The following is a 24,618-nucleotide window of genomic DNA, read 5'->3' on the forward strand; positions in this document are numbered from 1 at the left end:
TAAAATGAAAAATAATTTACTCTGTCTAGTTCTCTTTTTTACTTTACTTTCTGTTGCATTTATTTCAAAAACACAATCTGAAAAAGCACTTCAAAATCACTTAGTTTCTATTGAGAAAGCAATCAATTCTAGTTCGGTGGATACTTTGTTTTTAGATTTTTATCTTGAAGAAGAGCTTGTACAACTAACTACATTTTATAAAAATGATTTACTTCTCAAAACTCAAATTAGTTTTGTCAATCAGCCCAAGAAGCGAGTTATTTATTATTTTCCTACAAATGAAAAAACTATAAAATCTAAAATTTGCTACATCAAAGAGTTTGATACAATTACAAATACTACTTTTGTAGAAATAAAATACTGGAAAGATAATTTGTTGAATCCTACAAAAATTAAAGAAGAAAAGGTAGAAGAGTTTTTGAAAATTTCGGAAACAGAAAAATGGAGAATTACAGATTTAGAACAAGCTATTTTCTTTAAAAAGATTTATCGTCTAAGAAAAGTAAAAGCAGAAATTATAGAAATGTCGGAGTGGGAAATTATAGCTTGTGGGTTTGTTACTGTTTTTGAAACTTATAAATTTAAGCTAATTGAGAAAAGCAATGAAGTAGAAACTATTTTTCTTGGCGTGGTCATGTGTCCAGATTTTAAAAAAGAGGGCTTTTTTGAAGAAGGAAAATTATATAATAGACTTTATTACGATAATTTTTGATAGGTTATTCTTGTCTTTACCCTTAAATTATGAATACCACACGCAATTTCCATGACTTGGTCTCTTACCTCTTCTCCCCACAATCGGATTTCATCTAAGACAATTCTAAGTCTTTTTACTCCTGCTATGCTGTGTTCTGCACGTACTCTACGACTAGACTTTTTACTATTTTCAGCCTTGTCCTGCTCCGATAATTCTTTTCCTCTAGGCTTTTTTTTGGGTTGCTCAATAAGGACACCTTTAGGTCTATGACCTTGATAACCAGTATCTTGATGAAGAATAGTTCCCTCAGGAAAGGTAATATCATCTTCTTCTAATAAACGTTTATCGTGTACTTTTCCTGTTTCTGTATCTCCTAAAAAAACTACCTCTTGATGTTTATCTGTAACTAAAGTATTTTTTATAGTGTGCTTTTTTTTTTCCACTATATACTTCTTTTTGAGCTTTGTAATCGGAGGGACGAGGAATTTCACGTTCGCTTCCATCTATCCATAACTCCAGTGATGTTAAGTTCTAATTGATTTTGTATTTTTGTTTTTTTATTGACAGAATAAAATTTGGTTTATGGAATTTAGTGACTTTATCAGAAACATGGAAGATAGCCGTAGAAGTCAAGGTCAGCGTTACTCTTTTGAATCTATGATGTGGATGATTTTTTTGAGTATTGCTTGTGGCTATGAGAGTAGTCGTAAAATGGCTACTTTTTGTATTTCTTATCAAGACGTATTTATAGATTATTTTGATTTAAAACATGGTACTCCTAGTTATGGCACTTTTCATACTTTTTTATCTTATTTAGATAGTTTATCTTTTGCAGCCTCTTTTAATACTGTTATGCTTTCTCATTCGGAATTAGAAAAAGGAGATTGGATAGCAGGAGATGGACAAACTCTATGTTCTACCGTTAGTTCTTCTCATACAAGCAAACAAGATTATGTTAGTGTAGTGAGTTTATTTTGTCAAAAAACAGGTTTGAGTATTTTATTGAAAGATTATATGAATAAAGATAAACAAGAATCAGAAGCTAAAATAGTTTTAGAGTTACTACTTAAGAATTTGAAAGACAAAGGCTTAATGTTTACATTGGATGCTCTACATTGCCAAAAAAAACATTAAAAAGTATTGTCGCTAGTGGAAATGACTTTACAGTTCAAGTAAAAGGAAATACTCCAAAGTTACTAGCTAGTTTAGAAACTACACTACTTACTACTACTCATAGAGACACTCACATTATAGAAAAAAAAAGAATGGCATAAAAACAACTTGGCAATGCTACTGCTACGATTATGTGCAAAAAGTGAAAGAATGGCAGTGCATTGAAACAATTATCGTAATTTATAAAACAGTTATTGAACCTACTAAAGTAACTCCTACTCGTCGTTATTATGTTTCAAATAAAAAACTAGAAGAGGGATTCTCAGCCAAGTCATTTAATGTAGGTATTAGAGGGCATTGGGATATTGAAAATAAAGCACACAGAAATAAAGATATTGTATTCAAACAGGATGATAACAAAGTTAAAAATAGTAAACATGCAGTAAATAGAGCTATTTTCAATACTATAGCACTCAATTTCCTAATAGATAAATATTCTGAAAATGTAATGTATAACCAAATTTTATTTCGTACACAGTTTCAAAAAATATGCTTTAAAAAGAGAACTTAACATCACTGCCCATAACTCTAAGGCTTTACCTGCTTCTTCAACACGATCTGCAAGTTTTATTGTCCATTCCGATTCATTTCTTGCAGGCAATACATTAATTTTTCTTAAACTTTCTTTTAAAATGGGAAGAAGGCTGTTAATCCATTGATTAACTTTTCCTTGAGAAACATCAAAAGTAAGAGCTAAAGATTCCTGTAAAGGGTTGTTTTTCAAGTAGTAAAGGATAAAAAAAAGTTTCATTTCACTACCTTTTAGTTGTATTTTTGCGTGTTCTCGGAAGGTGGGCTTATTTCTAGCCTTTCCTTTGAGGTCATAATACATATAATGTTTTTCCCAAAGTGGAGAAAAAGTAGCTAATAACTCATCAAACTCTTTGATAGTCAAGCTAGTAAGAGCCATAAAAGGCTTTTCTTTTTTACGTAAGTTAGGTAAATCAATCATAAAGTAAGGATAAAATGACCGCTAATATAATAAAATTTACGTTTTAAAGTCTAATTTAGAACTCAAAAAGTGTTTTGAAGGCAATGAATGTAATAGAGATGAACGATATAAAAACTCCGAATTTCCTGTTTATACTGTTGAAGAGATAACTTTTTTAAAACAACCCTAATCAAACGCTTGTGTAAAAAGCATGTCTAACATTACAATTATATAATCAAAACCACCCAAAAAGCTGATAAATTTCATTTTTTAAGCCCTTTTTAAAAGGTAATTTTGTAATGTTAAAATCTAACTTTAGCATTTTTGATTATCAAGATTATGGCGACACTACTAGAAAATCATCCAAAAGAAAATGTATATCAAAATAAACAAGAAAACAAAAAAGCTCAAAAAGCAGCTTGTTATCATTGTGGCGATGATTGTCCTTCAAGTCCAATTGAGTTTGAGGAGCATTCTTTTTGCTGCACTGGCTGCCAAACGGTATATGATATTCTGACAAAAAATGGTTTAGATAATTATTATAATCTTGAAAAAACAGGAATTGCGCCTAGTTCAATTATAGAAAACCCAGAACAGTTTGCTTATTTGGATAATGAGGAATTGATGCGCCAACTTGTAGATTTTACAGATGGAAATTTTACACGCATTACCTTCAAATTACCTCAAATTCATTGTGCTTCTTGTGTTTGGCTGTTGGAAAAACTTCCACATTTATTTGAAGGGATTCAAGATTCAAAAGTCAATTATTTGCGTAGAGAGGCAAATGTTAGTTTTTATAGTGATAAAATTTCGCTTCGTACTTTAGTAGAAAACCTCACAAAATTAGGTTATTCGCCAGACTTAAAACTAGAATCTAAAAACAAGAAAAAAACGGATAATTTACCACCTAATTTTCTGCTTCGTTTGGGAGTAGCAGGTTTTTGTTTTGGAAATTTGATGTTGCTTAGTTTTCCCGAATATTTGGGTTTACCGATTGCAGAAGATGATTTTCCTCGTTTTTTTGGGTATTTGAATATTTTATTGTCGCTTCCTGTTGTTTTTTTTAGTGGTGCAAATTATTTTAAAGATGCTTTTTATGCGCTCAAACACAAAACCCTCAATTTTGATATTCCGATTGCACTAGGAATAACAGCTCTTTTTGGAAGAAGTATTTTTGAAATTCTGAGCCAAACAGGTGCTGGCTATTTGGATTCTTTGGCTGCCTTGATTTTTCTTCTTTTAATTGGGCAATGGTTTCAACGTCGTACTTTTGATAGCATTTCTTTTGAAAGAGATTATCAATCTTATTTTCCTTTGGCTGCTCTTTTGGAAATAGATGATAAAAATAACTCTGCCCTGTTTGGTGTCCCCACCAAACATATTATTTCTGATAAAACTAAGAAAACTACAAAATCAATTTCTTTATCTGATTTAAAGATTAATGATATTGTGATTGTAAAAAATGGACAACTTATTCCTGCTGATGGCGAACTTTTAGAGGGAAAAGCGCAGATAGATTATAGTTTTGTGAGTGGCGAATCCGAACCAGTAAAATGCGAAAAAGGGCAGCGTTTGTATGCAGGAGGACGGCAATGGGGCGAACCGTTGCGTATAAAATTACTCAAAACAGTTTCTCAAAGTTATTTGATGCAACTTTGGAATAGTGATACATTTGATAAAGACAACTCAAAATTACTCAAAAATCTAACGCAGCGTTGGGGCAGAAATTTTACGATTTTTGTTTTGTTGGTTGCTTTTGGAAGTGCTTCCTATTGGTTGTATGCTGAAGGTTGGCAGGTTGCTATCAATGTTTTTACGTCGGTTTTGATTGTGGCTTGTCCGTGTGCATTGGCTCTAAATGCACCTTTTGCCTTCGGAAATGCTAGACAAATTTTGGCTAAAAAGTTGTTTTTCTTAAAAAATACAGATTCTATCGAAATGTTGGCTTCTCAAAAGGCACATCTAATTTTTGATAAAACAGGAACGCTGACTACTTCTACACCAAGTGCAATTTGGAAAAAAAATAGTCTAAAAAATAATAATTCTGATTTAACCATCGAAGACCAACAAGCTCTAGCTGCTCTTTCTTCTGCATCTTTGCATCCAATTAGCAAGGCAATTTATGCAGCCATTTCAAAATATGGGGAAGGAATTATTTATGATTTTGAGGAAAAAATTGGTGCAGGAACACAAGCCAAAATTCAGAATCCTAAAAATGAAATAGGTTTTGATACTTGGAAAATTGGAAATGCTAATTTTGTAGGAATGAATAATCGTGTGTTCAACTCCTCAGAGTTGAACAGTATTAACGAGAACCAAAAATCAGTAGTTTTTGTAACTAAAAATGATGAAATAAAAGGTTATTTCGAACTTTCAAATCCATTACGAGAAAATACGTTGAATCTCTTAGAAAAATTTAAAAAAGAGGATTTTGAACTTTCTTTGCTTTCAGGCGATACAGAGCGTGAAAAAATGCGTTTTGTGAATATTTTTGGAGAAACAAACATTCACTTCAATCAAAAACCAATAGACAAACTAGAGTTTTTGAAAAATTTAAAGACGACTAAAACAGACGAAAATCAATCAATTTTTATGATTGGTGATGGATTAAACGATGCTGGCGCACTGAAACAATCTGATTTTGGAATTGCTGTTAGTGAAAATCAAGAACAATTTTCTCCTGCTTGTGATGCCATTTTGAGAGCCGAATCTTTACCAAAACTTTCGAAGTTTATGCGTTATGCTCGCCAAACGATTTGGGTAGTTCGTTTTGGTCTTCTGATTTCCCTTTGTTATAATTTGGTCGGACTTAGTTTTGCTATAAGTGGAACGCTTTCCCCTATCGTGGCAGCTATTCTGATGCCTTTGTCTTCGATTACTGTGGTGGGAATGGGTGTGTTTTTGACTTGGATTTTGGGTAGGAAATTGTAAAAACATTATAGTATTTTTCTAACTTTGACAGACCTCTTCAGAGGCTGTCAATAGTTTGAAAAATAAGCACTTCTGCACTAAACTATTGTCAGAGTTATTTTGGATTACCAAAAACTACTGACAAAGTTTTTATAAAAATGCACTATATGAAATCACTTCTCATTTTCCTCAGAAATATAGCCTTATTATTTTTCCCTTTTTTGTTAATGATAGCAATAAATGAAGCCATCAGATCAACCATTACAGAAAAACCTTTTCAAGAACAAGGAATCATAGCTATAAATTCAGCCATAAAATCCACTAAAAAATGTTCGTGGGCATGTCATAATATAGAAAATTATTGCAAAAATAATCATGTCAAAATTCTTCAAAATTACTTTGAGTTTACTGACCCAATTTACTTTGGAGTGATTCATTTTTTACAAAGAACAGGAAAATATAGAATTGCAAATATTATAATTTTAGTGATTCTGATTCCTCTTTTGATGTATTATTTGCTCATCAAATCATTGTCTTTACAACGGAAAATTAAAAATGCTCAATCATTGAGAAAAGAAAATACTTTATTTTTATTCTTGACAAGTAGTTTCATAAATGATTTTATAGCAAAAGTTTATTTTTATTGCACCGATTTTATTATCAATTTTGCTAATATTTTAGGTTTATCATATTACGAAATCAATTTTTTCATTTTTTGTGTAATTTATCCTGTTTTATTTTTAGCATTGATTTTAGTTTTTTTTGTTCAGAAAATTAGGTTGAGAAAAATAAAACGTTACGCTCTTCGACAAACAAACCACAAAATCCATAAATAATAGAGAACTATTTTGTAGTTTTGCCTTTACAACCTAAACAAGAAATAAGACAGAATTAAAGGAAGCATTTTTTGATGAATACGGAGAATAAAAATACTGAACTCCCCAAGTTTTTTGCAGTCGATAATTTAATAGAATCTTTGCAAAGCGAATTTGATAAAAATAAAATTCGTCAGCAGGTTGCTTATCGTACTTTGGGTGCTTTTGCTTCTGGGTTTCATAGTCTTCCTGATGAGAACTTACTCAAAACAGCTATTTTATCGCATCAAATTGTATTTCCTTTATTAGAAAATTTATTTTTTATAGACGATTCTACCAGTTCAGAAACTCCTTTTTTTATAAAATCAGATGCTGTATTTCAAAAATTAGATGCTTTTTCTGTTTTCTTTAAAAATGGTTTTTTAGAACAATGGAAAAAATACTGTTTTTCATTAAAAGACATTTCAGCTAATTTTTCCAAAGCTGAAAAAGAACAAATTATTGTCTATTGGCAGCGCAAATTTGAAGTTGGTGTTGCACCTTTAGAATTTTCAAATTTTATTCAACAATCTATCGCCAATCTTGAAGCTCCTTCGCTCTATCAAGGCACTTTTTTTCAAGATATTCAGCCTTCTGTCGGTCAATCTTATACCTGTACGCTTTCCATTTGGTCATATTATTTATGGAAAACAAGTTTAAATAATGGCAATAATTATACGAATATACAACCTATTTTTTGGGCAAATGCTGCTTATTTTGTAGATGTTCCAAAACAAACATTACTTTTTGGTTCGCAAGAAAGTGAAGCACAAGATTTTTATCGTTCGATTGACTCTAATTATCACATCATTGTTGGTAATTCTTTCAAAACAAGTCAGCAAAATCAGCTATTTTATAATGAAAATAATAAAGACAAAACAAAGGATAAAACAAGTCAAGAGGTAGATTTTGCAGCCATTGACAACCGTGTGATGGCAGCTTATACTCCTATTTATGAAAAAAATGCGTTTTCGCCTGTGCCGTTACGATTCATTCGTTGGGCAACTGATAGGCTTACCGACAAAGGTGTTATTGCTGTTTGGCTTCCTTCAGTTGTCTTGCATGCACCTACGTATGAGGGTTTTAGAAAGCGAGTACAAGCTGAATTTGATAGTATTTATGTGATGGATTTGGAATATAAAAATGTAGAAGAAGATAATCCAACAAAAATTATAGATGAAAAATCAGAATTATCAAAAAATGAAAAAGATAGTACAAAGGATTTTAGCATAAAAGAAAATGAATCAGCTTTACTTTTTTTGGTTAGAAAGAATAAAAATAATTATCAAAATGGTTTTCGTTTGGCTCATTTGCGTTCTCAATGTCCTGTTTATTATTGGAAACCTACCAAAAATTTCAAATCGTTAAAGAATTTTGGAGAAGCTCTTTCTCGTACCCAGTTTCAAAATTTATCTTTCAAAAAAGTAAGTCAAGCTGTAAATTATTGGATTGCACTTCCAGAAGATGATTTTTTAAGTTTTATGCCCCTTTCTCATAAAGCTACTCAAACAGCAGAGTTTGCCAACGAAGAAACAGCTCTTTTTAAATGGGCATCTCCTGCACTTCTGACAGCTAGAGATGAATGGATGTATGATTTTGATAAAAAAAATTTAGAAAAAAAAGCAAGTTACTTTAGTCAGATTTATGAAGAGGAACGTCATAAATGGCATAATTCTGACCAAAGCGAACTTTTACAAAATTTCTTAGGTGTAAAAAGCACAACCAATCCAACAGACAAAACTAAAATAAAATGGAATGCCGAACTGATGCAAAACCTTAAAAGGAATGCAGAGACAAATTATGATTCTTTTAATATTAGAGAGGCTTCTTATCGTCCTTTTGTAAAGCAATTTGTTTATGTAGATGAAGTAATTACGCATCGTCCGTATCAGCAATTTCGTTTTTTTCCACTTCAAAAACAGCAAACGCCAAATCCGACTATTTGTGTAACGGTTCATAAACAAGTTCCTTTGGTGGTTCATGCAACTAATTTTATTCCTGATAATGGATATGGTGCAAGAGCGACACATACGTTTGCAAAATATTTTTATGATGAAGAAACAGAAGAATTTAAAGAAAATATTACTGATTGGGCATTAGAACAGTTTCGTTATCATTATTCTTCCAAACCTGTAAAGTTTAAAGCCAAGAATTTTAAGGAATTAAAGAAGAGTTTGCAGTCTATGAAAGACAATCAAGTAGAGGCAAGAACACTAACCAAAGACACTATTTTTGCTTATATCTATGCCGTTCTGCACTCGCCAGAATACCGTAAAAAGTATGAAAAAATTCTCCATACCGAACTGCCACGAATTCCGATGTATGAAGATTTTTGGAAATGGGCAACGTGGGGAGAAAAATTATTAAATCTACATCTCAAGTATGAAGAAGTTACGATTTATCCACTAGAAAGAGAAGAGAAAGAAATAGAGAAACAAGAAACAGAAAATCAAGAATCTGTTACAGAAAGCAAACCTAAGAAAAAAGCCATTTTGAAAGCCGACAGAGTTCGCAGTTTGGTTTGGATTGATGAAACTACATATCTAAAAAATATTCCAGAAGAAGCATGGCATTATCGTTTGGGTGTCAGAAGTGCCTTAGAATGGGTTTTGGAACACCACAGCGAACGAAAATTAAGAGATAAAACCGTCAAAAAAGCCATAGAACAAGGGATTTTTACTACGTATTCTTTCGATAATCAGAAAGAACAACTCATTGAGCTTTTGAGGAAAGTGTGTAGAGTGAGTGTCGAAACGGTGGGGATTTTGAGGGAAATGGAGGAGTAGAGTTTTTTATATCAAAAACTAAAATTGCTAATAGTACGTTCTATTCAAAAGTAATATTCCTTCATTTCAAATGATAAAATTATGACACAATTAACACTTCAAATTACGGATAATAGCAAAATGGAATTCCTTTTAGAACTTCTTAAAAGAATGGAATTTGTAGAATTTGTTTCTTGTCAAACGCAAGAAAGTTTAGTAGAAAACGAAAACTTTGATGTAGAGCAGTTTATAGAAGATATTTATACAGAAAGAGAAAAATCAAAACAAGAGCTTAGTAATAAACTAGATGAGTTATTTTAAAGAAATAAATTTATGATACAAGTTGTCGTAGATACAGATATTTTGTCTTATTATTTATTCAAGGATTATCCAGTTCTCACAAAGAATTTTAATAATTATCTTGATACAGTAGGATATATAAATATTGCTCGTCCTACTGTTTTCGAAGTAGAAAGTGGGCTTAGAGCAAAAAATGCGTTTAGTCAATTAGACAAATTTCAAGATTTTATAAAAAAACATAAAATACTAGAACTTACAGAACATTCTGCACATTTATCAGCAAAAATCTATGCAACTTTAAGACAAACAGGGCTTCATTCTGGAGTAAATGATTTGTATATAGCTGGTATTGCCTTAGAAAATAACCTTACTATTTGCACAAATAATATAAAGGATTATGAGAATATTTCTAACCTTCAAATTATAAATTGGCTGAAATGAGAAAAACCGAAATTCAAAAAAATGAATCTCGGTTTTTCTATATAAAAATGTCGTTTGAGATTAACCCAAATAAGGTTTCAAAGCCTTGCTACGTGTTGTATGACGAAGGCGACGAATTGCTTTTTCTTTAATCTGACGAACACGCTCACGAGTAAGATTGAATTTCTCTCCAATTTCTTCTAGAGTCATTGGGTGTTCTCCGTTAAGACCAAAATAATACGTAATTACGTCAGCTTCACGAGGAGTAAGTGTAGATAAAGCTCTCTGAACTTCACGACGAAGTGAATCATTCATTAGCTCTGAATCAGGCTTATCTTCGGTATCATTTTCCAAAACATCAAGAAGTGTATTGTCTTCTCCTTGTACGAATGGCGCATCCATAGATACGTGACGCCCCGAAATTTTGAGTGTATCAATTACTTCTGCTGGCGTAATTTCCAATTCATCAGCTAACTCTTCTGGAGAAGGCTCACGCTCATAACGTTGTTCTAGCTCAGAAAACGTTTTTGAGATTTTGTTAAGTGAACCAACACGGTTGAGAGGAAGGCGAACGATACGAGATTGCTCTGCCAATGCTTGTAAAATTGATTGACGAATCCACCAAACAGCATACGAAATAAACTTAAAACCACGAGTTTCATCAAAACGTTGTGCAGCTTTGATAAGACCTAGATTTCCTTCATTAATAAGGTCACCTAAAGAAAGTCCTTGATTTTGGTATTGTTTTGCAACAGAAACCACAAAACGTAAGTTAGCTTTTGTTAATCTTTCTAATGCGATTTGGTCGCCATCACGAATACGTTTTGCTAATTCTACTTCTTCATCAGGTGTAAGTAAATCAACTTTTCCAATTTCTTGGAGGTATTTATCTAGTGATTGACTTTCTCTGTTGGTTATCTGTTTGCTAATTTTTAGTTGTCTCATCTATTGTGGTTTCCTAGTAATAAAAGGTGGGCAATATTTTTATATATGAATAAGTTTTTATGAAGTTTGTATCTAAAAACTGAATAGTTATCTATAACTTTTTTCTATATTATTTTGCAAGTCTTTAGATAGATTTTCACACAAATCTTTCTTAAGATGCTAAAATAGAACGCATTAGAAAGTGTTTTGTTTTAATTTAAGTTCAAATTTAATCAATAAAATAGAAAGTTAGTACGTATTTTTTAGTAAATAAGTTTTGATAAATATATAGCAAAAATCGTTCTAAAAAATGACTATAAGTCTAATTTCAAAATAGTCAGATGTAAGAGAAAATTAATAGTTTATTAATATCTGCAATTATTTAGATTGATTTTACAAAATAATATACTGATTTATCAGCTTTTCAAAAAATAAAATTTTTATTTTATTTGATTTATATGTTCTGCTTTTGTAAGAATTATATAGATATTTGGGTATTTTACACCAATTTTTCTGAATACAAAAAAAAAATTGTACTAAAAAAAATCGTTCAAGTTATTACTCAAACGATTTTTTAAAAGTTCTATTATAAACCAACCGTCGTTGAGGTTCAAATGAAAATATCAACGAGGGTTTATAAATTTACTTCATCAACTCATCAGCAAACGCTAATAATTTATCTTCTGAAAAATAATTTCCCATTATTTGAAGTCCGATAGGCAAACCTTCTTTATCTGTTCCGTTTGGAATAGAAATCGCAGGAATTCCGACCACAGAAGCAGGAACAGTAAATAAATCAGCTAAATAAAGTTCTACCGTTTCGCCTTCGTATTTTCCAATTTCAAAGGCTGTTGTAGGCGTTGTTGGAGAAATAATGAAATCATAGTTGGTAAATAATTCTTTCATTGCTTCCTGTATTTTACGTCTTACTTTTTGAGCTTTCGTAAAATAAGCATCGTAATAACTTGCACTCAAAACAAATGTTCCTAGCATAATTCTGCGCTTAACTTCCTTACCAAAACCTTCTGTACGTGTTTTTTTGTACATTGATTCCAAATCCGTAACATTCGGACTACGAAAACCATAACGAACGCCATCGTATCTTGAAAGATTGGTACTTGCTTCTGCCGTAATCAAAATATAATATGTCGGTAAAGCATATTTTAACAGAGAAAAATCAACTTCTTCTACTTCGTAACCATCTTTTTTTAACTTTTCAATTTTTGTGGTAGTTGCTGTTTTTATTTCTTCGCTTAATCCTTCGCTATGCAAAGTTTCTTTGATGTAGGCGATTTTTGGTTTGCTACTTTGCTTTAATAATTCCGAATATTTCGGCACTTCTCTTTGAGAAACTGTACTATCATTATCATCTTTTCCTGCAATTACTTCTAAGGTAATAGCAACATCAGCAGCATTATTTGCAAAAATTCCGATGCTATCAAACGACGAAGCAAAGGCAATCAGACCATAACGAGAAATACGTGAATACGTCGGTTTCAAACCAACAATTCCACAAAAAGCAGCAGGCTGACGCACCGAACCACCTGTATCAGAACCCAAGGAAACCATACACATTCCAGCTTGTACGGCAACAGCAGAACCTCCAGAACTTCCTCCTGGAACTCGGTTTGTACCAATTTCATTTTTTACAGCTCCAAAAGCAGAATTTTCATTGGAAGAACCCATGGCAAATTCGTCACAGTTTTGGCGACCGATTACAATTGCATCTTCTTTCAAAAGACGTTCGACGGCAGTTCCATCAAATTGCGATTCAAAACCTTCTAGCATTTTTGATGATGCACCTAATTTGTGGTCTTTATGACACAAAACATCTTTCAATCCGACAATCATTCCAGCTAATTTTCCTGCTGTTCCGTTTTGGATTTTTTCATCGACAAGTTTTGCTTGTGCTTTTGCTTCTTCATCATACACTTCTAAAAAAGCATTCAAAGAAGGATTTTTTTCATGGATGACTTTTAAGTAATGGTCGACCAATTCTACACAAGTAAGTGTTTTGTTTTGAATGGCTTTTTGGACAGAAGCAAAGGAATCTATATGAGTTTTCAATTTAATTACGAATTAGAAATTACGAATTACGAATAGAAAAATTGATTTAATTTTGAATGCTCAAAACAATTATTCTACGTCATTTTATATAAAAGCAAAAATACGAAGGAAAACATAGAACTTGCAAAATTCTGTTTGTTTTCTTTCGTATTAATTTATATTCTATTTTTATAAAAAATTTAACAGACTAAGAAATCTGTTTTATTTTTATACTTGTGTTTCTTTTTTAGCTGTAGAAACATCTTCTTTTTTACTTTCTGCTTCTATTGAGTTTTTTACTTCGCTAGTTGCATCTTTAAACTCACGAATACCACGCCCCACTCCACGAGCAAGTTCAGGAATGCGTTTTGCGCCAAAGAAGACAAGGACAATAAGCATAATGAGAGCAATTTCCCAAGCTCCAAGTCCACCGATGAAAAGAAGTGTATTTAACATAGTTGATTGATTTAAAAGGTTCTGATAAACAGATTTGATACTGCAAAAATACAGTTTTTTTGATAAAAAAAGAATTTCTGATGGCTTTGATGCAAATATTTAAGAGAAGTTTAAGATAAATTTTATTCATTTCCCCTATCACTCTCTAACCATCAATTCCCATTCCCAAAAGTTACTTCTGTCTTTCCTGTATTTGCATCAAAAAATTTTTCAAGACTTGTTTTTGTTTTTCGTGTCTGACAGAAAGATTTTCTAAAGTTTTGTAAGAAGTTTCAAAGTATTCATTCATTTTATCTTCTGTGAACGTTCTTATATTCAGATTGTTGTAAATATCTGTAACAGCTTTTACTTTTTTGACTTCATCAAATTCTGTCTTGTTTATCCAATCCTGTAATTCCTTATTTCCAACTTCTTTTTCTTTTTGTAAAGCTGTCAGCATCAAATAGGTTTTTTTATTTTCTATAATATCTCCACCTACTCGCTTTCCAAACGTTTTTGGGTCTGCATAAACATCTAAAATATCATCGTGAAGTTGAAAACCAATTCCTGCCAAAATACCTGCTTCTCTAAGTTGTTGTGCTTCATAAGGCTTTGCTCCTCCCAAAATAGCTCCTAACTCTAATGAAAAACCTAATAAAACGGCTGTTTTTAGTTTTATCATTTCTAAATATTCCTCTATCTCTACGTCGTTTCGGCTTTCAAATTCCATATCAAACTGCTGTCCTTCACACACTCCAATCGCACAGGCATTGAAAAGCTGCAAAACAGAATGAAATTTATCAGAAGGAATAGATTCTCCAAACCATTGATACGTCTTTATAAGCATCAAATCGCCAGACAAAAGAGCTGTATTTTCGTCCCATTTTTCGTGTGCTGTGGGTTGTCCTCTACGGATTGGTGCATTGTCCATAATGTCATCATGCAACAAAGTAAAATTATGAAAAACCTCTGTTACAATCGCAGGAGCAACGGCATTTTTCCATTCCGAATCATACAAGGAATAGCCCAAAAGAACGAGTAAAGGACGCATTCTTTTTCCACCCAAAGACATAATATATTCGATAGGAGCATATAAATCAGTTGGTTTGCCTTCTGTATTTAGATTTTTGATATGATTTTCTAATGCTTTTTGGGCTTCTTGTAGGGAAAATGTCGGAATGATGTGAGTTTCTTTTGGCATTGTGTAGTTATTTTCAAGCTATTGAAAAAAATAAGGTTCTTTTCTAAAAAAATAGATAAAATAGTAAATACTCATATTTGCAATTTCTACTCTTCTATCTGTATGTAAACTTATCAAAAAAAAACATAACAGAAAATATTTTACCTCATTTAGCTCAATTTAAAGGTTATCTGACAGTTTTTGTAAAGAATGAATAATTAAGATTACTTCAAGAGCATATTTACCTAATAGTGAGTAGTTTGTATATCATGAAGATGCTAAATTTACTACTTAGCACAAAAGCTGTCATACAACCACTTTTGTAGCAGAAAAAGATAGTTTGTTTTTTGTAATGGGAGAGAATAAAGTAGAACTAAAACCACAATCTGAAAATCAATTTTTTATGAATGAAAGTGATACCTCTATTCGTTTTGTGAGAGATTCTACTAATAAAGTTACAAAGACTATTTTGTTAGATGGTTTTTTGACTGGAAATACTATTTTGAAAGTGGAAGAATAAATTTGAAGTATCTTCTTATCAAGAATTTAAGTTTTTTATCAATTATTTATTTTCTACTAATTTTATTTTCAATAATTTATCAAAAAGACTATTCTCATCATCATCGAAAATATTACCAATAAAAAATATAACATAAAAAAAATTATATGACACCAAACAGAAAACACCTAATATAGTTGTTTCTAATCCAAAAAAGTCTTTTTGTAGAAGTAGAAAAAAAACATTTAGAATCCAATAAAGAGCATTTCGAATTAAAATTAAAAAAAATGAAGCTGGTTGTTGAGTTTTGGAATGTACAAACTTAAATCCCATAATTTTTTTACCTATGCTTTTAGTTCCTAAAAAAGAATCTCTAAAGAGCATGTACACATAAAATAAATTATTCAAATCAAAAGAAGAAGAGGTCTTTTTAAACACACTAAACATAATTTTGGCAAAGATAATTATCAAAATACCAACGACAGCATCAAGCAAAAAAGCTAAAAATCGCATTACTGTATCTGCTGCTACATATTCATATTCTACTTCTTTCTCCAACTTTAATTTTGAGTGAGTGGGAAAGCTAGTAAGTGTTTCGCTTTGGTTACAATGCACAGAACCCATATATTCCCAACTATCCTTAAAAAAAGCTGACTTACATTCAGCACAAAAAACAATCTCATCTCCCAACAAAAAAGCATCTCCAGTAATAGGATCTTGACGGCTTTCCTTTAAAAAACTTCTTTGCTTTTTAGTAAGTTTTAGAATGTTTGACATTTTTTGGGGCTTTATTGGAAGACAAAAGTACTATTAATCCTCCAAAGTCTGCAAATCTTTCCAAATACGTTGAATTACATTTTCTTCTTTTGGATTATAGACCCAGTTGTGGTCAAAAACTTCCAAAATCTCAGCATTTGCATCTTTAGCAATCGCCAAACTATGAAAACGAGTGTCTTTTTGGCGTTCGGTTTCCATTCTTTTGATAAAATCTTCTCTCAACGAATACATCACAAAATCAGAAACCATCAAAACATCAGCATCTTTAAAATCATTTTCTTTTAAAAGTGTCAAAGTTTCGGAAAGAGCAGGCGTTGCATCTGTTCCACCATCAAAAGACATAGACAAGAAATCGACAATTCTGTCCAGAGATTCAGCAATATCATCTAAGCGAATTTTCTTTATTCCTACCGAAAACGAAATCAAATAAGCCTTTCTACTTTCCTTTGCAGCCATTTTCATAATAGCAAAACACAAAGTCTTGGCAATTTGTGAAGGTGTTCCTTGCATTGAGCCACTTGTATCAATACAGACTATAAATGCTCCTTTTTCTTTCTTTTTTTGATATTGGTGCGAAAATGTTTCTTCTTCCGAATTAAAAATAGTTTTTGTTCCTTCATACTGAAAAGATAATAACTGACTGTCTGCATATTTTTTCAAAAACATCCATTCTGTTTCTGGATTTCCTAAAAAAGCAATTTCGGAAGGCAAAACAGTATTCAAATCATTGCTCATTCTAGTTCCGTTTATTTCAGAACGCAAATGTGGGTCTTTTACTTTTGATTGATAAACGACCACTTCTTTATATTCTTCTTCTTCGGTTTCGATTTGTGCCTCTCGCATTTTTCCTAGTAAATCTACCAATTCTTGAATAGCCGTTTCGTTTTCAAGAATAGCTGCATATTTTTCTAATGCTTCAAAACCTGTTTTTTTCCATAGAGCTTGTGACAAATCCCAATAACGCCCCACTTCCATTGCAAAAGGAGAAATAAGTTTGCCTAACTTTTCCAAATCATCAGCTTTTTGATAGAGTTTTTGAGAAAAATCTTCACTTGCTTCTTCCAAATACTGTGCTTGAAATTCTAGCCATTTTGCAGTAAGTAAAGCATCCCATTGAGCTAACAAATCAGCAATCAAAATATCTAAAGGAATCTTTTTTTCTGCTTGTGGGTCATAGTCTTTTGATAAAACAAACTCTTTACTTTTTGGGATTAATTCTTTGAATTTTTGAGTATAAAAATCGGAGTTCAACTCTTCTCTATCATAACGAATAGAAAGGTAATTGATAAGATTATCCCAATCTGTCAGATACAAATGCGTCGGTTTGTGCGCCCACGCATCAAATTTGTCTTGCTCTTCTTGAAATGGATTTTTTGCATTTATTTTTTTATCGGTATCTCTTATCCATTTTATAGTATCATTTATTATTTGATTGGTCAAAGATGCGTTTTCTTTGGCAAGTTTGATGATAGTTTGATTTTCAAAAATACGGTCTAATGTCTTTCTAAGATAAGAAAAATAAGAGGCTTGAAATTCCTCATTCTCAATCCCCAAATCATTTTTGTTACCATCTCCTTTCAAAATCGAATAGAGATAAAACACCAAAAACTTGCGTGTAGGCTTATCCAAGACTTTTCCAAAATCTATAAAACGGCTAAAAGTAGTTTCTAATTCTTCGAAGGACATTTTTTTGCTTGTCAGTTATTAATAATGTAACTACTGTAATACATTTTAGGATACCAAATTGTTAGATATTAACGACAATATTTAATAACAAAAAAATAGCTCCTAACTAAGGTCAAGAGCTACTTTTAATTTTAATAGGCAATTTTAATTATTTATTTCTAAAATAAAATCATTACATAGTGGAGATATGCTGTTATGATAATCTTCTACATTAGATAACACAATTACACCTATTTTTTTGTTCTTATCAAGCATTAACATAGATGAAAATCCTCCAGTTCCTCCATCATGAGTATATATGGTAAATTCATCATCTTGATAAATATACCAACCTAACCCTATATGAAGATTATCTTCATTTTTGAAAGTCTTGACTTGTGGAAGATTATAGACTACATCATTTTCAAAGTTTTTTTGAATAAATTTTGCCATATCTGTTACAGATGATTTTATAGAACCACCACCTGATAAGGTTTCTGCAAAATTCCAATGAGAAACAACTTGACCATTTATATCTCGTGGTTCGACAAGTTTTGTAGCATCTACTTGTTCTATCAGAGTAGTCGTATTGTGCATTCTTAATGGCTGAAATATTGTACTTTGTAACAATTCTTCAAAAGTAGAACTTCTTTTCTTAGCTAGAGAATATCCTAAAATACCTGCTCCTAAGTTAGAATACTCATACTTAGTTCCACTTGTTGCATTCAAAATAATGTGATTTTGCAAATAACTTTTCAAGTTGTCATAACTGTACACTGCATATGGATCTTCTAAGTTGAGATTTTGTATTTCATTAGAGTTTGTAGGGATAACAGGGAGTCCAGAAGTATGATTTGCCAACTGTTGAAAAGTAATGTCACCACCCGTTCGCAATGGAAAATCAAATTGACTTTGCAACGTTTCTGTTAATGAAACTTCATTTGAAGTTACCATTTCTGCAAGACAAATACTTGTAAACACTTTTGTTATAGAACCAATTTCAAATATTTTATCTGCATTGTCTGTTTTTATAAGTTCATTATTTTGATTTGTTACTCCCAAATAGTCTGTATTTCCATTATGAACTAAAGCAATAGCTACTTGAGCATTATTTGGCAATGTCGATAAGTTATTTTCTAATATTTCAACATATTTCTTATTTGAAATATCACTACCTAATGTACTTGGTAGCACATCATTTTTCGTACAACTTATCAAATTCAGACTAATTAGTAGTAGTAATATTTTTTTCAAACTACTTCTCTCTCTTTTTTCAGTTACTTTTTGTTGTTGTGATAGCTTGTTCATTATTTTGAAGGTTTAAGGTAAATAAATAAAAGTTTACACCAACAAATCTATATTAGGGCGAATAAAAGATAGTCTCAATATCTCTAAAGTGAACAAATTAGGACTTATTTATATGTTTTCGGTACATATTTGGAGTCATTCCTGTTATTTTTTTGAACCAGTTGTAGTAAGTTGCTTTGGAAGGGAAACCACATTCTAATCCAATAGATAACAGATTGTAGTTATCAAACTCTTTGTTTGAAATTAGTTTTTTAGCTTCTTCTACACGAAACGTATTGATATAGGTAGAGAAGTTTTCATTTGTTATGGAGTTAATGAGTTGAGAGACATAGCTTGGACTAATACCTAACATATCGGCTACTTTATTTCTATCTAATGTACTATCCATATAAATTTTTTGTTTAGAACAAAGAGCTTCTAATGCTTGATAGTGTATATTTTCGGAAGACGTTATAGAAGTTTTTATTGTAGTTTCATTAGTTTTTTCTATTTTTTTAGATAAACCTACATCATATGAAACAGTTTTTACTTCTTCTAGCTTACTAGAATTTGATATCAACTCTTTAATTTTCTTTTTTTCATTAGCTAGTTTGAGTTTATAAACACCTACATAGGCTACCCAATGAATAAGGAGTGAAGTAAAAACAGCTATAATGTGCATTAGGCTGGTAATTTCATACTCAATAAATATACTTAATACTACTGTCAATAACCATGATGTTAGAAAAATCAATTCAAAAAGCCATAAAGAAATCAGCCATTTTTTTTCTTGTTTATCTTTTGAAAATTGAATAACCTGATATGTTTTTAATAAAACAGTAGGGATAAAAAAGAGTGTTATGAAGAAAAGAAGAAATCCTAGAACAGTGCTAAAAAGGTTAAAGGAATATGAATTAAGACTTGCTTGTGTACTTGTATCTATTTCATCTAAGATGCTACAAAAGACAGAAAATATAAAAGGCAAAAATAGCCAAAGTATTTTTTTAGAGTCTTTTTGTGGGTAATTGACTTGATAAACAACAAATAACAATATTAACACTGGAAACAATACTGCTGAATCTACTATATCTATAAATTTGAGTAATGGGTATTCAGAGAAGAGTTCTGTGATATCCATCACTAAATTAAGTAGAGACCACGAAAGTGAAAGTATTGCAAATGCTAAATACTGATTAGTTTTACTCTTAAAAAAAGGGGAGTTTAGAAGAACGAAACTAATAATAATTCCTTGAAAAATGGCGATATTTAGTAGGGTTAATTCTATCACAAACTATCTGATTAATTTAGATATTCAATAATTTAATTACGCCACTCAAAAGTCTCCAACATGTGCATCATATCATCTTTTGTGTATTTCAAAATTGGAGCAAGAGAATCATTTTGGCTAGAAGTCGGAACATACATCGCTGCTCTCAAAAAGTGCGTAGAACTATCAGAAACCCAATAATTAAAAACTGTCGGAACTTCGCCTTCTGAAATCGTAAAGACAATTCCGTTACCATTTTTCGAATCAATTACTTGGTCAATGGCAGACGAACGAGCTGTATTTATTTCATTAAAAGTAATTTTGTGAGCATCATTTACATATTCCATAAAAAGTTTAGGGTCGTTTTTGACTTCTTTATAGGTAATATGAATTTCGGCTACGCTTGTCGGTTCGTATTTTAATGTAATCCAATAATTTTCAGCATTTTGGCTTGTATTTTTCACCACTTTTGCATATTTCGAATGCTCAAAAGAATACGGAAAATCGCCTTCTAATTTTTGATAACTTTGCTCTGGAAGTTCAATTCTGAAATAACCATAGGGTTTTGGAATAAAACTATCTTCTTCGCTCTGACAAGAGGAGAAAAATAAACTGGAGATAATAAATAAAATAAAGGTAGCTACTAAAGGAAGATTAAATTTCATGATGTATAAGTTTCTCAGAAGAGTTTTTAGGATTATAGTTGAACTTATATAACTTCAAAAAATGCTCTTTGGTATAAATTATTTGTTGTCTAGTTTATGAAATTAAAGTTGTTTAAGAGTTCAACTTAAATAGATTCTTTACTTACAACAAAACCTACCACCAAAACATCATCTATTTGAGGTTCGTCACCTTTCCACTTTTTCATAACTTCTTCCAAAATAGAAGATTGGTTTTCTAGATTTTGAGTGGTTTTATCATTGTTATTCATATCTATCAATAGCTTTTTGAAGTTTTTAGACATAAATTTTTTACTTATTTGTCCATCTCCTCCAAATTGATCAACGTAGCCGTCAGAAGATAAATAGACCTTCATTTCTCCATTTAGATGAATAGAATGTGTAGTAAACTCTCGTTTTTCTCCTTTATTTTGCCAGCCTCCAATCGCTTTTCTATCTCCTTTTATTTCTTCAAAATTCCCATTCTTTACAATCCATAGAGGACGGTTTGCGCCTGCAAACTCTAAAGTATTTTCTTTTCTATTTATAACACAAAGAGCGATATCCATTCCATCCCTAGAGGTGCTAAGTGTGTTTATATTTGAATCCGAATCTTGCTTTAGTATAGTACGCACTCCCTCATGCAACTCTTCCAATATTTGAGAAGGATAAAATAACTGTTTCTCATTGATGATTTGATTGAGCAAATTATTTCCAATAATAGACATAAATGCTCCTGGAACTCCATGTCCTGTACAATCTACGGCTGCAATAATTGTCTTTTGCTCTTCTTTATGCTCCGAAATCCAATAAAAATCTCCAGAAACAATATCTTTTGGCTTAAAAAACACAAAATGCTCTCCCAAAATAGCATCTAATTCTTGTTTGGGAGGTAAAATAGCTTCTTGAATTCGCTTTGCATATTTCAAACTATCTGTTATTTTTTGATTTTGAGTTTGTAATTCTATTGTTTTTTGTTCTAAATCAGCCGTTCTTTCTGCTACTAATTCTTCTAATTTTTGATTTTGAGATTCTATTAAATAACGTTGCTTTATTTCATTTTCTATTTTTTGATTTTTTTCAGCGATTGTTTTTTCAGAAAGCTCTTTTTTGAGAGAATTTATACGGTCTGCAAGTCCTAGAGATAATAAAATCACTTCTAAAGCAGAGCCAATTTGTATAGCATACGTAGTAATAAAATTGGTGGATAAAAGTCCAAAACCTTTAAAAATACTACACAAAATACCCATCCAAAATAATGACCATGCTATTAAAAAATAGATAGCTGATTTGTAGCCATTTTTATAACTCATTACTCCCATATAAAAAAGCAATGTTGTGGCAACTATTCCAGTAACAGAACTCACTTTTATCATCACTTTATAGGGAAGAAAGAAAGTTAAAGAAAGTTCGATAATGATGAGTGCTACAAAAAACAGCACCATTCGGTCTATTTTAGGAAGTAATTCTTTTAAATGTAAAAAATGCCTAGCAAAAAGGAGTGAAATAAAAGAAAAACAACTAATAGAAAAAGGAATAGCAATATCATTAAAAGGATAAAAGTTTCCCCATAAGTATTCGAAACCTAATCCATTAAAAGCAAGTTGAAAAAGTGCAATAGAAGTAATTGTGAGTACATAATATAAGTAGGCTCTATCTTTCAAAGAAAAAAAGATAAATAAATTATAGAAAATCATTACGACAATAATTCCATAATAAATACCAAAACCAAATCTATCACTAGCTGTCTGTTCGCTAAAAGCTTGAGGTTTCCAAAGAACCAAAGGAAAAGTCATTGTTCCTTGTGTTCGAAAGCGCATATAATACGTTTTAGTTTTTCTAGCATCAATGTCTAACACAAACGCTAAGTCAGCATCTTTTATTTCTCGCTCTGAAAAAGGCATTTTATCACCTAATAAACGTACCTGTATAATACTCTTTGAGCTATCAACTTCATACAACCAAACTGAATCTAAAAGAGGGTATTGAATTTCTAGCCATCTTATTTGAGGCGTGTTGGCTATATTCTGAACACTAAATCTACACCAATAAGATGAGGAAGTATAACCAAAATTAGGTTTTTCTTCCGTAGAGCTTTCAAAAGCTAATGTTTTGATAACTTCTTGTATCGATAAAAACTCTGTTGTATCTTCTGCAAGTTGTGAAAATTTGGAAATAGATATTTTTTCTTCTGTTGCAGAAAGAGGAATAACTTGAGGATTTGTTGTTTGAGCTTTCGAAAAAATAGGAATAGAGATTAGATAAACTACTAAAAATAGTTTTAAATAGGTTTTATAATGGTTGTATTCTCTATTCAGCATATCAATTTTAATAGTACTTTCTTCTTAATAAAGTGACCTTTATATTTAGTCTTAGTTTTTTTGTGAATTGAAAATAAAGTTATGCTATTTCTATAATCATTCTGTTTATTCAATTCATCTCCTTTATAGTTTTAGAAACGAATATAAGGCAAATATTCGTATTTTTTCTCCTTTAGCTTTTAATTCCTTTAATATCACTTTTCTAGTAAAGAACTTACTTCAAAGATAATTTCTATTTTTAACTAGAATTTTTCATAAACCAAAACTGAAAAATATTTTGCTGATTGGCATGAATGCAACATAAATTAGGCTTTATTTTTGTATTTTTAAGAAAAAAGAAGCTAAACTGTTTATAAACCAATTATTTATCGTTTATCTAAAGCTCCCTTTTTTTATTCTGTGGAATTTTCATTCTAAAAAAACAATTTTTAATCTCACTACTGAACATGATACAACTATGAGAGTCCGAATCCTTTTTTTATCTTTTTTTACTCTTGTAAGTTTTTATTCTATTAGAGCGCAAAACTCACTCTATTCTGGAAATTATCTCTGGAATTGGGCAACTGTTAATCCTGCTGCACTAGGTGTTGAAAATGCACTAGATATAAAAATGAATTATCGCAAGCAGTGGTCTGGAATAGAAGGCGCACCAAATAGTTTTTTAGTTTTGGCACAAAGTCCACTTTTTCAAAAGGCAACAGAAGTTTTATCTCCGACTTATCATGCAACAGGTGTAGAAGCCTATTATAATGAAGCTGGTTTGTGGTCTGAAACAGGTATTTATGCTCGTTATGCCTATCATTTGACACTTTCACAGCGTGATGAGTGGGATGCAAATTCTAGACTTCGAATGTCTTTTGGTGCTAGTTTTGGACTCAAAACGATTGGTTTTGATGCTTCAAAAGCGACCTTATACAATCCGAATGACAATGCTATTCAGAATAATCAACAAAGCACAATTCCAGATGCAAATATTGGTATTTGGCTCAGAAATGACCGTTTTTTTGGTGGTTTTGGTGTCTATCAATTATTTGAAAATAATATAAATATAGGACAAAGTACAAATGAAGGTAATAATTTAGAACGCTTTTATACTGTAACAGTAGGTGGAAATATTAACCTAACAGAAAGCTTTGTTGTATCGCCTTCTTTTTTGATGAATGTAAATAAAACAACAGATATTAATTGGGATTTGAATACAAAGATTTCCTACAATGAATTACTCTGGACGGCTATAAATTATCGTCATAAAAAAGCAATTCAGACTTTTCTAGGAACTCGGATTACTTCTTGGTTAGATATTGCCTACTCTTATCAATTTTCAACATTCATAAAAAGCAATGAAAATAATTTTAATTCATTAGGAACAACTAATGAAATTTTATTAGGTATTCGTCTTTTCAATAAAAATTCTGATTCTGACAAAAAATATAATTCTATTTTTTAAACTCCATTCTTACAAAATTCTATCAAACAATTATTTTGTCTTCCCCTTTCTTCCAAAATAA

At 31.2% G+C, this 24,618-nt stretch carries 23 protein-coding genes; 11 read left to right on the plus strand and 12 right to left on the minus strand.

The window, feature by feature from the left end:
* Positions 1–4: 4 nt before the first annotated feature.
* Positions 5–712: a hypothetical protein gene (locus ACE193_RS09415; RefSeq protein ID WP_375562731.1), complete on the plus strand. Its 708-nt coding sequence runs from the start codon at positions 5–7 to the stop codon at positions 710–712.
* On the opposite strand, the gene ACE193_RS09420 is transcribed toward ACE193_RS09415, so the two are convergent.
* On the minus strand, positions 697–1,185 hold the full coding sequence (locus tag ACE193_RS09420; protein ID WP_375562732.1) for a transposase family protein: 489 nt from the start codon (positions 1,183–1,185) through the stop codon (positions 697–699). The two genes, ACE193_RS09415 and ACE193_RS09420, sit on opposite strands and share 16 nt — an antisense overlap.
* Positions 1,186–1,276: 91 nt before the next feature.
* On the opposite strand from ACE193_RS09420, the gene ACE193_RS09425 reads away from it, so the two are divergent.
* Genes ACE193_RS09425 through ACE193_RS09435 form a run of 3 tightly spaced genes read left to right on the plus strand, consistent with a single transcriptional unit; the run spans position 1,277 to position 2,378 of the window.
* Complete coding sequence (locus ACE193_RS09425; protein WP_375562489.1) at positions 1,277–1,828, plus strand: ISAs1 family transposase; 552 nt, start codon at positions 1,277–1,279, stop codon at positions 1,826–1,828.
* Positions 1,810–1,968 carry a hypothetical protein gene (locus ACE193_RS09430; RefSeq protein WP_375562490.1) on the plus strand — a complete coding sequence of 53 codons (159 nt, stop codon included), beginning with the start codon at positions 1,810–1,812 and terminating at the stop codon, positions 1,966–1,968. Before ACE193_RS09425 ends, ACE193_RS09430 begins: the two co-directional genes overlap by 19 nt.
* Before the next feature lie 32 nt (positions 1,969–2,000).
* Positions 2,001–2,378, plus strand: a complete 378-nt coding sequence (locus tag ACE193_RS09435; RefSeq protein WP_375562491.1) for a hypothetical protein — start codon at positions 2,001–2,003, stop codon at positions 2,376–2,378.
* On the opposite strand, the gene ACE193_RS09440 is transcribed toward ACE193_RS09435, so the two are convergent.
* The gene (locus ACE193_RS09440; protein ID WP_375562733.1) at positions 2,331–2,819 is read right to left on the minus strand and encodes a transposase family protein; all 489 of its coding nucleotides are present in this window, start codon (positions 2,817–2,819) and stop codon (positions 2,331–2,333) included. The two genes, ACE193_RS09435 and ACE193_RS09440, sit on opposite strands and share 48 nt — an antisense overlap.
* 318 nt (positions 2,820–3,137) lie before the next feature.
* Between ACE193_RS09440 and ACE193_RS09445 the strand changes: the two genes are divergently transcribed.
* From ACE193_RS09445 to ACE193_RS09465, 5 genes are all read left to right on the plus strand, one after another.
* Positions 3,138–5,729, plus strand: a complete 2,592-nt coding sequence (locus tag ACE193_RS09445; RefSeq protein WP_375562734.1) for a heavy metal translocating P-type ATPase — start codon at positions 3,138–3,140, stop codon at positions 5,727–5,729.
* Between the two features lie 146 nt (positions 5,730–5,875).
* Complete coding sequence (locus ACE193_RS09450) at positions 5,876–6,544, plus strand: hypothetical protein (RefSeq protein ID WP_375562735.1); 669 nt, start codon at positions 5,876–5,878, stop codon at positions 6,542–6,544.
* Between the two features lie 74 nt (positions 6,545–6,618).
* Complete coding sequence (locus ACE193_RS09455; protein ID WP_375562736.1) at positions 6,619–9,348, plus strand: type ISP restriction/modification enzyme; 2,730 nt, start codon at positions 6,619–6,621, stop codon at positions 9,346–9,348.
* A gap of 81 nt (positions 9,349–9,429) precedes the next feature.
* Positions 9,430–9,648 carry a hypothetical protein gene (locus ACE193_RS09460; RefSeq protein ID WP_375562737.1) on the plus strand — a complete coding sequence of 73 codons (219 nt, stop codon included), beginning with the start codon at positions 9,430–9,432 and terminating at the stop codon, positions 9,646–9,648.
* 12 nt (positions 9,649–9,660) lie between these two features.
* Complete coding sequence (locus tag ACE193_RS09465) at positions 9,661–10,068, plus strand: PIN domain-containing protein (RefSeq protein WP_375562738.1); 408 nt, start codon at positions 9,661–9,663, stop codon at positions 10,066–10,068.
* A gap of 60 nt (positions 10,069–10,128) precedes the next feature.
* Here ACE193_RS09465 and ACE193_RS09470 read toward each other — a convergent pair whose 3' ends face one another.
* From ACE193_RS09470 to ACE193_RS09485, 4 genes are all read right to left on the minus strand, one after another.
* Positions 10,129–10,992 (minus strand): RNA polymerase sigma factor RpoD/SigA, encoded by an 864-nt coding sequence (locus tag ACE193_RS09470; protein ID WP_338769115.1) that lies wholly within the window; start codon positions 10,990–10,992, stop codon positions 10,129–10,131.
* A 621-nt stretch (positions 10,993–11,613) separates the two neighbouring features.
* Positions 11,614–13,038 carry an Asp-tRNA(Asn)/Glu-tRNA(Gln) amidotransferase subunit GatA gene (gatA, locus tag ACE193_RS09475; protein ID WP_375562739.1) on the minus strand — a complete coding sequence of 475 codons (1,425 nt, stop codon included), beginning with the start codon at positions 13,036–13,038 and terminating at the stop codon, positions 11,614–11,616.
* Positions 13,039–13,245: 207 nt separating this feature from the next.
* Positions 13,246–13,473 (minus strand): twin-arginine translocase TatA/TatE family subunit, encoded by a 228-nt coding sequence (locus ACE193_RS09480; RefSeq protein WP_375562740.1) that lies wholly within the window; start codon positions 13,471–13,473, stop codon positions 13,246–13,248.
* Positions 13,474–13,645: 172 nt separating this feature from the next.
* Positions 13,646–14,653, minus strand: a complete 1,008-nt coding sequence (locus ACE193_RS09485) for a polyprenyl synthetase family protein (RefSeq protein ID WP_375562741.1) — start codon at positions 14,651–14,653, stop codon at positions 13,646–13,648.
* A gap of 331 nt (positions 14,654–14,984) precedes the next feature.
* Here ACE193_RS09485 and ACE193_RS09490 point away from each other — a divergent pair, with 331 nt between their 5' ends.
* A complete protein-coding gene (locus ACE193_RS09490; protein WP_375562742.1) occupies positions 14,985–15,152 on the plus strand; it encodes a hypothetical protein in 168 nt (55 codons plus the stop codon).
* A 42-nt stretch (positions 15,153–15,194) separates the two neighbouring features.
* On the opposite strand, the gene ACE193_RS09495 is transcribed toward ACE193_RS09490, so the two are convergent.
* The 6 genes from ACE193_RS09495 to ACE193_RS09520 form a co-directional block, all read right to left on the minus strand.
* Positions 15,195–15,908, minus strand: coding sequence for an RDD family protein (locus tag ACE193_RS09495; RefSeq protein WP_375562743.1), 714 nt, complete (start codon positions 15,906–15,908; stop codon positions 15,195–15,197).
* A 33-nt stretch (positions 15,909–15,941) separates the two neighbouring features.
* Positions 15,942–17,594 (minus strand): VWA domain-containing protein, encoded by a 1,653-nt coding sequence (locus ACE193_RS09500; RefSeq protein WP_375562744.1) that lies wholly within the window; start codon positions 17,592–17,594, stop codon positions 15,942–15,944.
* 144 nt (positions 17,595–17,738) lie between these two features.
* Positions 17,739–18,881 carry a serine hydrolase domain-containing protein gene (locus ACE193_RS09505; RefSeq protein WP_375562745.1) on the minus strand — a complete coding sequence of 381 codons (1,143 nt, stop codon included), beginning with the start codon at positions 18,879–18,881 and terminating at the stop codon, positions 17,739–17,741.
* Between the two features lie 97 nt (positions 18,882–18,978).
* Entirely contained in the window at positions 18,979–19,998 is a 1,020-nt protein-coding gene (locus tag ACE193_RS09510) for a helix-turn-helix domain-containing protein (RefSeq protein ID WP_375562746.1), read from the minus strand.
* A 182-nt stretch (positions 19,999–20,180) separates the two neighbouring features.
* Positions 20,181–20,792 (minus strand): gliding motility lipoprotein GldD, encoded by a 612-nt coding sequence (locus ACE193_RS09515; protein ID WP_375562747.1) that lies wholly within the window; start codon positions 20,790–20,792, stop codon positions 20,181–20,183.
* Positions 20,793–20,917: 125 nt separating this feature from the next.
* On the minus strand, positions 20,918–23,110 hold the full coding sequence (locus ACE193_RS09520) for a 7TM diverse intracellular signaling domain-containing protein (protein WP_375562748.1): 2,193 nt from the start codon (positions 23,108–23,110) through the stop codon (positions 20,918–20,920).
* 457 nt (positions 23,111–23,567) lie between these two features.
* Between ACE193_RS09520 and ACE193_RS09525 the strand changes: the two genes are divergently transcribed.
* On the plus strand, positions 23,568–24,557 hold the full coding sequence (locus tag ACE193_RS09525; protein WP_375562749.1) for a PorP/SprF family type IX secretion system membrane protein: 990 nt from the start codon (positions 23,568–23,570) through the stop codon (positions 24,555–24,557).
* The last annotated feature ends 61 nt before the right edge of the window (positions 24,558–24,618 follow it).

The organism is Bernardetia aquimarina (assembly GCF_042180575.1).
In the GTDB taxonomy this organism is placed as follows: domain Bacteria; phylum Bacteroidota; class Bacteroidia; order Cytophagales; family Bernardetiaceae; genus Bernardetia.

Bases quoted from the DNA above. Each gene is read 5' to 3' on its own strand.
- ACE193_RS09520 (WP_375562748.1), bottom strand. From the start codon at position 23,110: ATGCTGAATAGAGAATACAACCATTATAAAACCTATTTAAAACTATTT.
- ACE193_RS09425 (WP_375562489.1), top strand. From the start codon at position 1,277: ATGGAATTTAGTGACTTTATCAGAAACATGGAAGATAGCCGTAGAAGT.
- ACE193_RS09470 (WP_338769115.1), bottom strand. From the start codon at position 10,992: ATGAGACAACTAAAAATTAGCAAACAGATAACCAACAGAGAAAGTCAA.
- ACE193_RS09515 (WP_375562747.1), bottom strand. From the start codon at position 20,792: ATGAAATTTAATCTTCCTTTAGTAGCTACCTTTATTTTATTTATTATC.
- ACE193_RS09480 (WP_375562740.1), bottom strand. From the start codon at position 13,473: ATGTTAAATACACTTCTTTTCATCGGTGGACTTGGAGCTTGGGAAATT.
- ACE193_RS09485 (WP_375562741.1), bottom strand. From the start codon at position 14,653: ATGCCAAAAGAAACTCACATCATTCCGACATTTTCCCTACAAGAAGCC.
- ACE193_RS09440 (WP_375562733.1), bottom strand. From the start codon at position 2,819: ATGATTGATTTACCTAACTTACGTAAAAAAGAAAAGCCTTTTATGGCT.
- ACE193_RS09525 (WP_375562749.1), top strand. From the start codon at position 23,568: ATGAGAGTCCGAATCCTTTTTTTATCTTTTTTTACTCTTGTAAGTTTT.
- ACE193_RS09445 (WP_375562734.1), top strand. From the start codon at position 3,138: ATGGCGACACTACTAGAAAATCATCCAAAAGAAAATGTATATCAAAAT.
- ACE193_RS09490 (WP_375562742.1), top strand. From the start codon at position 14,985: ATGGGAGAGAATAAAGTAGAACTAAAACCACAATCTGAAAATCAATTT.
- ACE193_RS09465 (WP_375562738.1), top strand. From the start codon at position 9,661: ATGATACAAGTTGTCGTAGATACAGATATTTTGTCTTATTATTTATTC.
- ACE193_RS09415 (WP_375562731.1), top strand. From the start codon at position 5: ATGAAAAATAATTTACTCTGTCTAGTTCTCTTTTTTACTTTACTTTCT.
- ACE193_RS09510 (WP_375562746.1), bottom strand. From the start codon at position 19,998: ATGGATATCACAGAACTCTTCTCTGAATACCCATTACTCAAATTTATA.
- ACE193_RS09460 (WP_375562737.1), top strand. From the start codon at position 9,430: ATGACACAATTAACACTTCAAATTACGGATAATAGCAAAATGGAATTC.
- ACE193_RS09500 (WP_375562744.1), bottom strand. From the start codon at position 17,594: ATGTCCTTCGAAGAATTAGAAACTACTTTTAGCCGTTTTATAGATTTT.
- ACE193_RS09505 (WP_375562745.1), bottom strand. From the start codon at position 18,881: ATGAACAAGCTATCACAACAACAAAAAGTAACTGAAAAAAGAGAGAGA.
- ACE193_RS09450 (WP_375562735.1), top strand. From the start codon at position 5,876: ATGAAATCACTTCTCATTTTCCTCAGAAATATAGCCTTATTATTTTTC.
- ACE193_RS09455 (WP_375562736.1), top strand. From the start codon at position 6,619: ATGAATACGGAGAATAAAAATACTGAACTCCCCAAGTTTTTTGCAGTC.
- ACE193_RS09495 (WP_375562743.1), bottom strand. From the start codon at position 15,908: ATGTCAAACATTCTAAAACTTACTAAAAAGCAAAGAAGTTTTTTAAAG.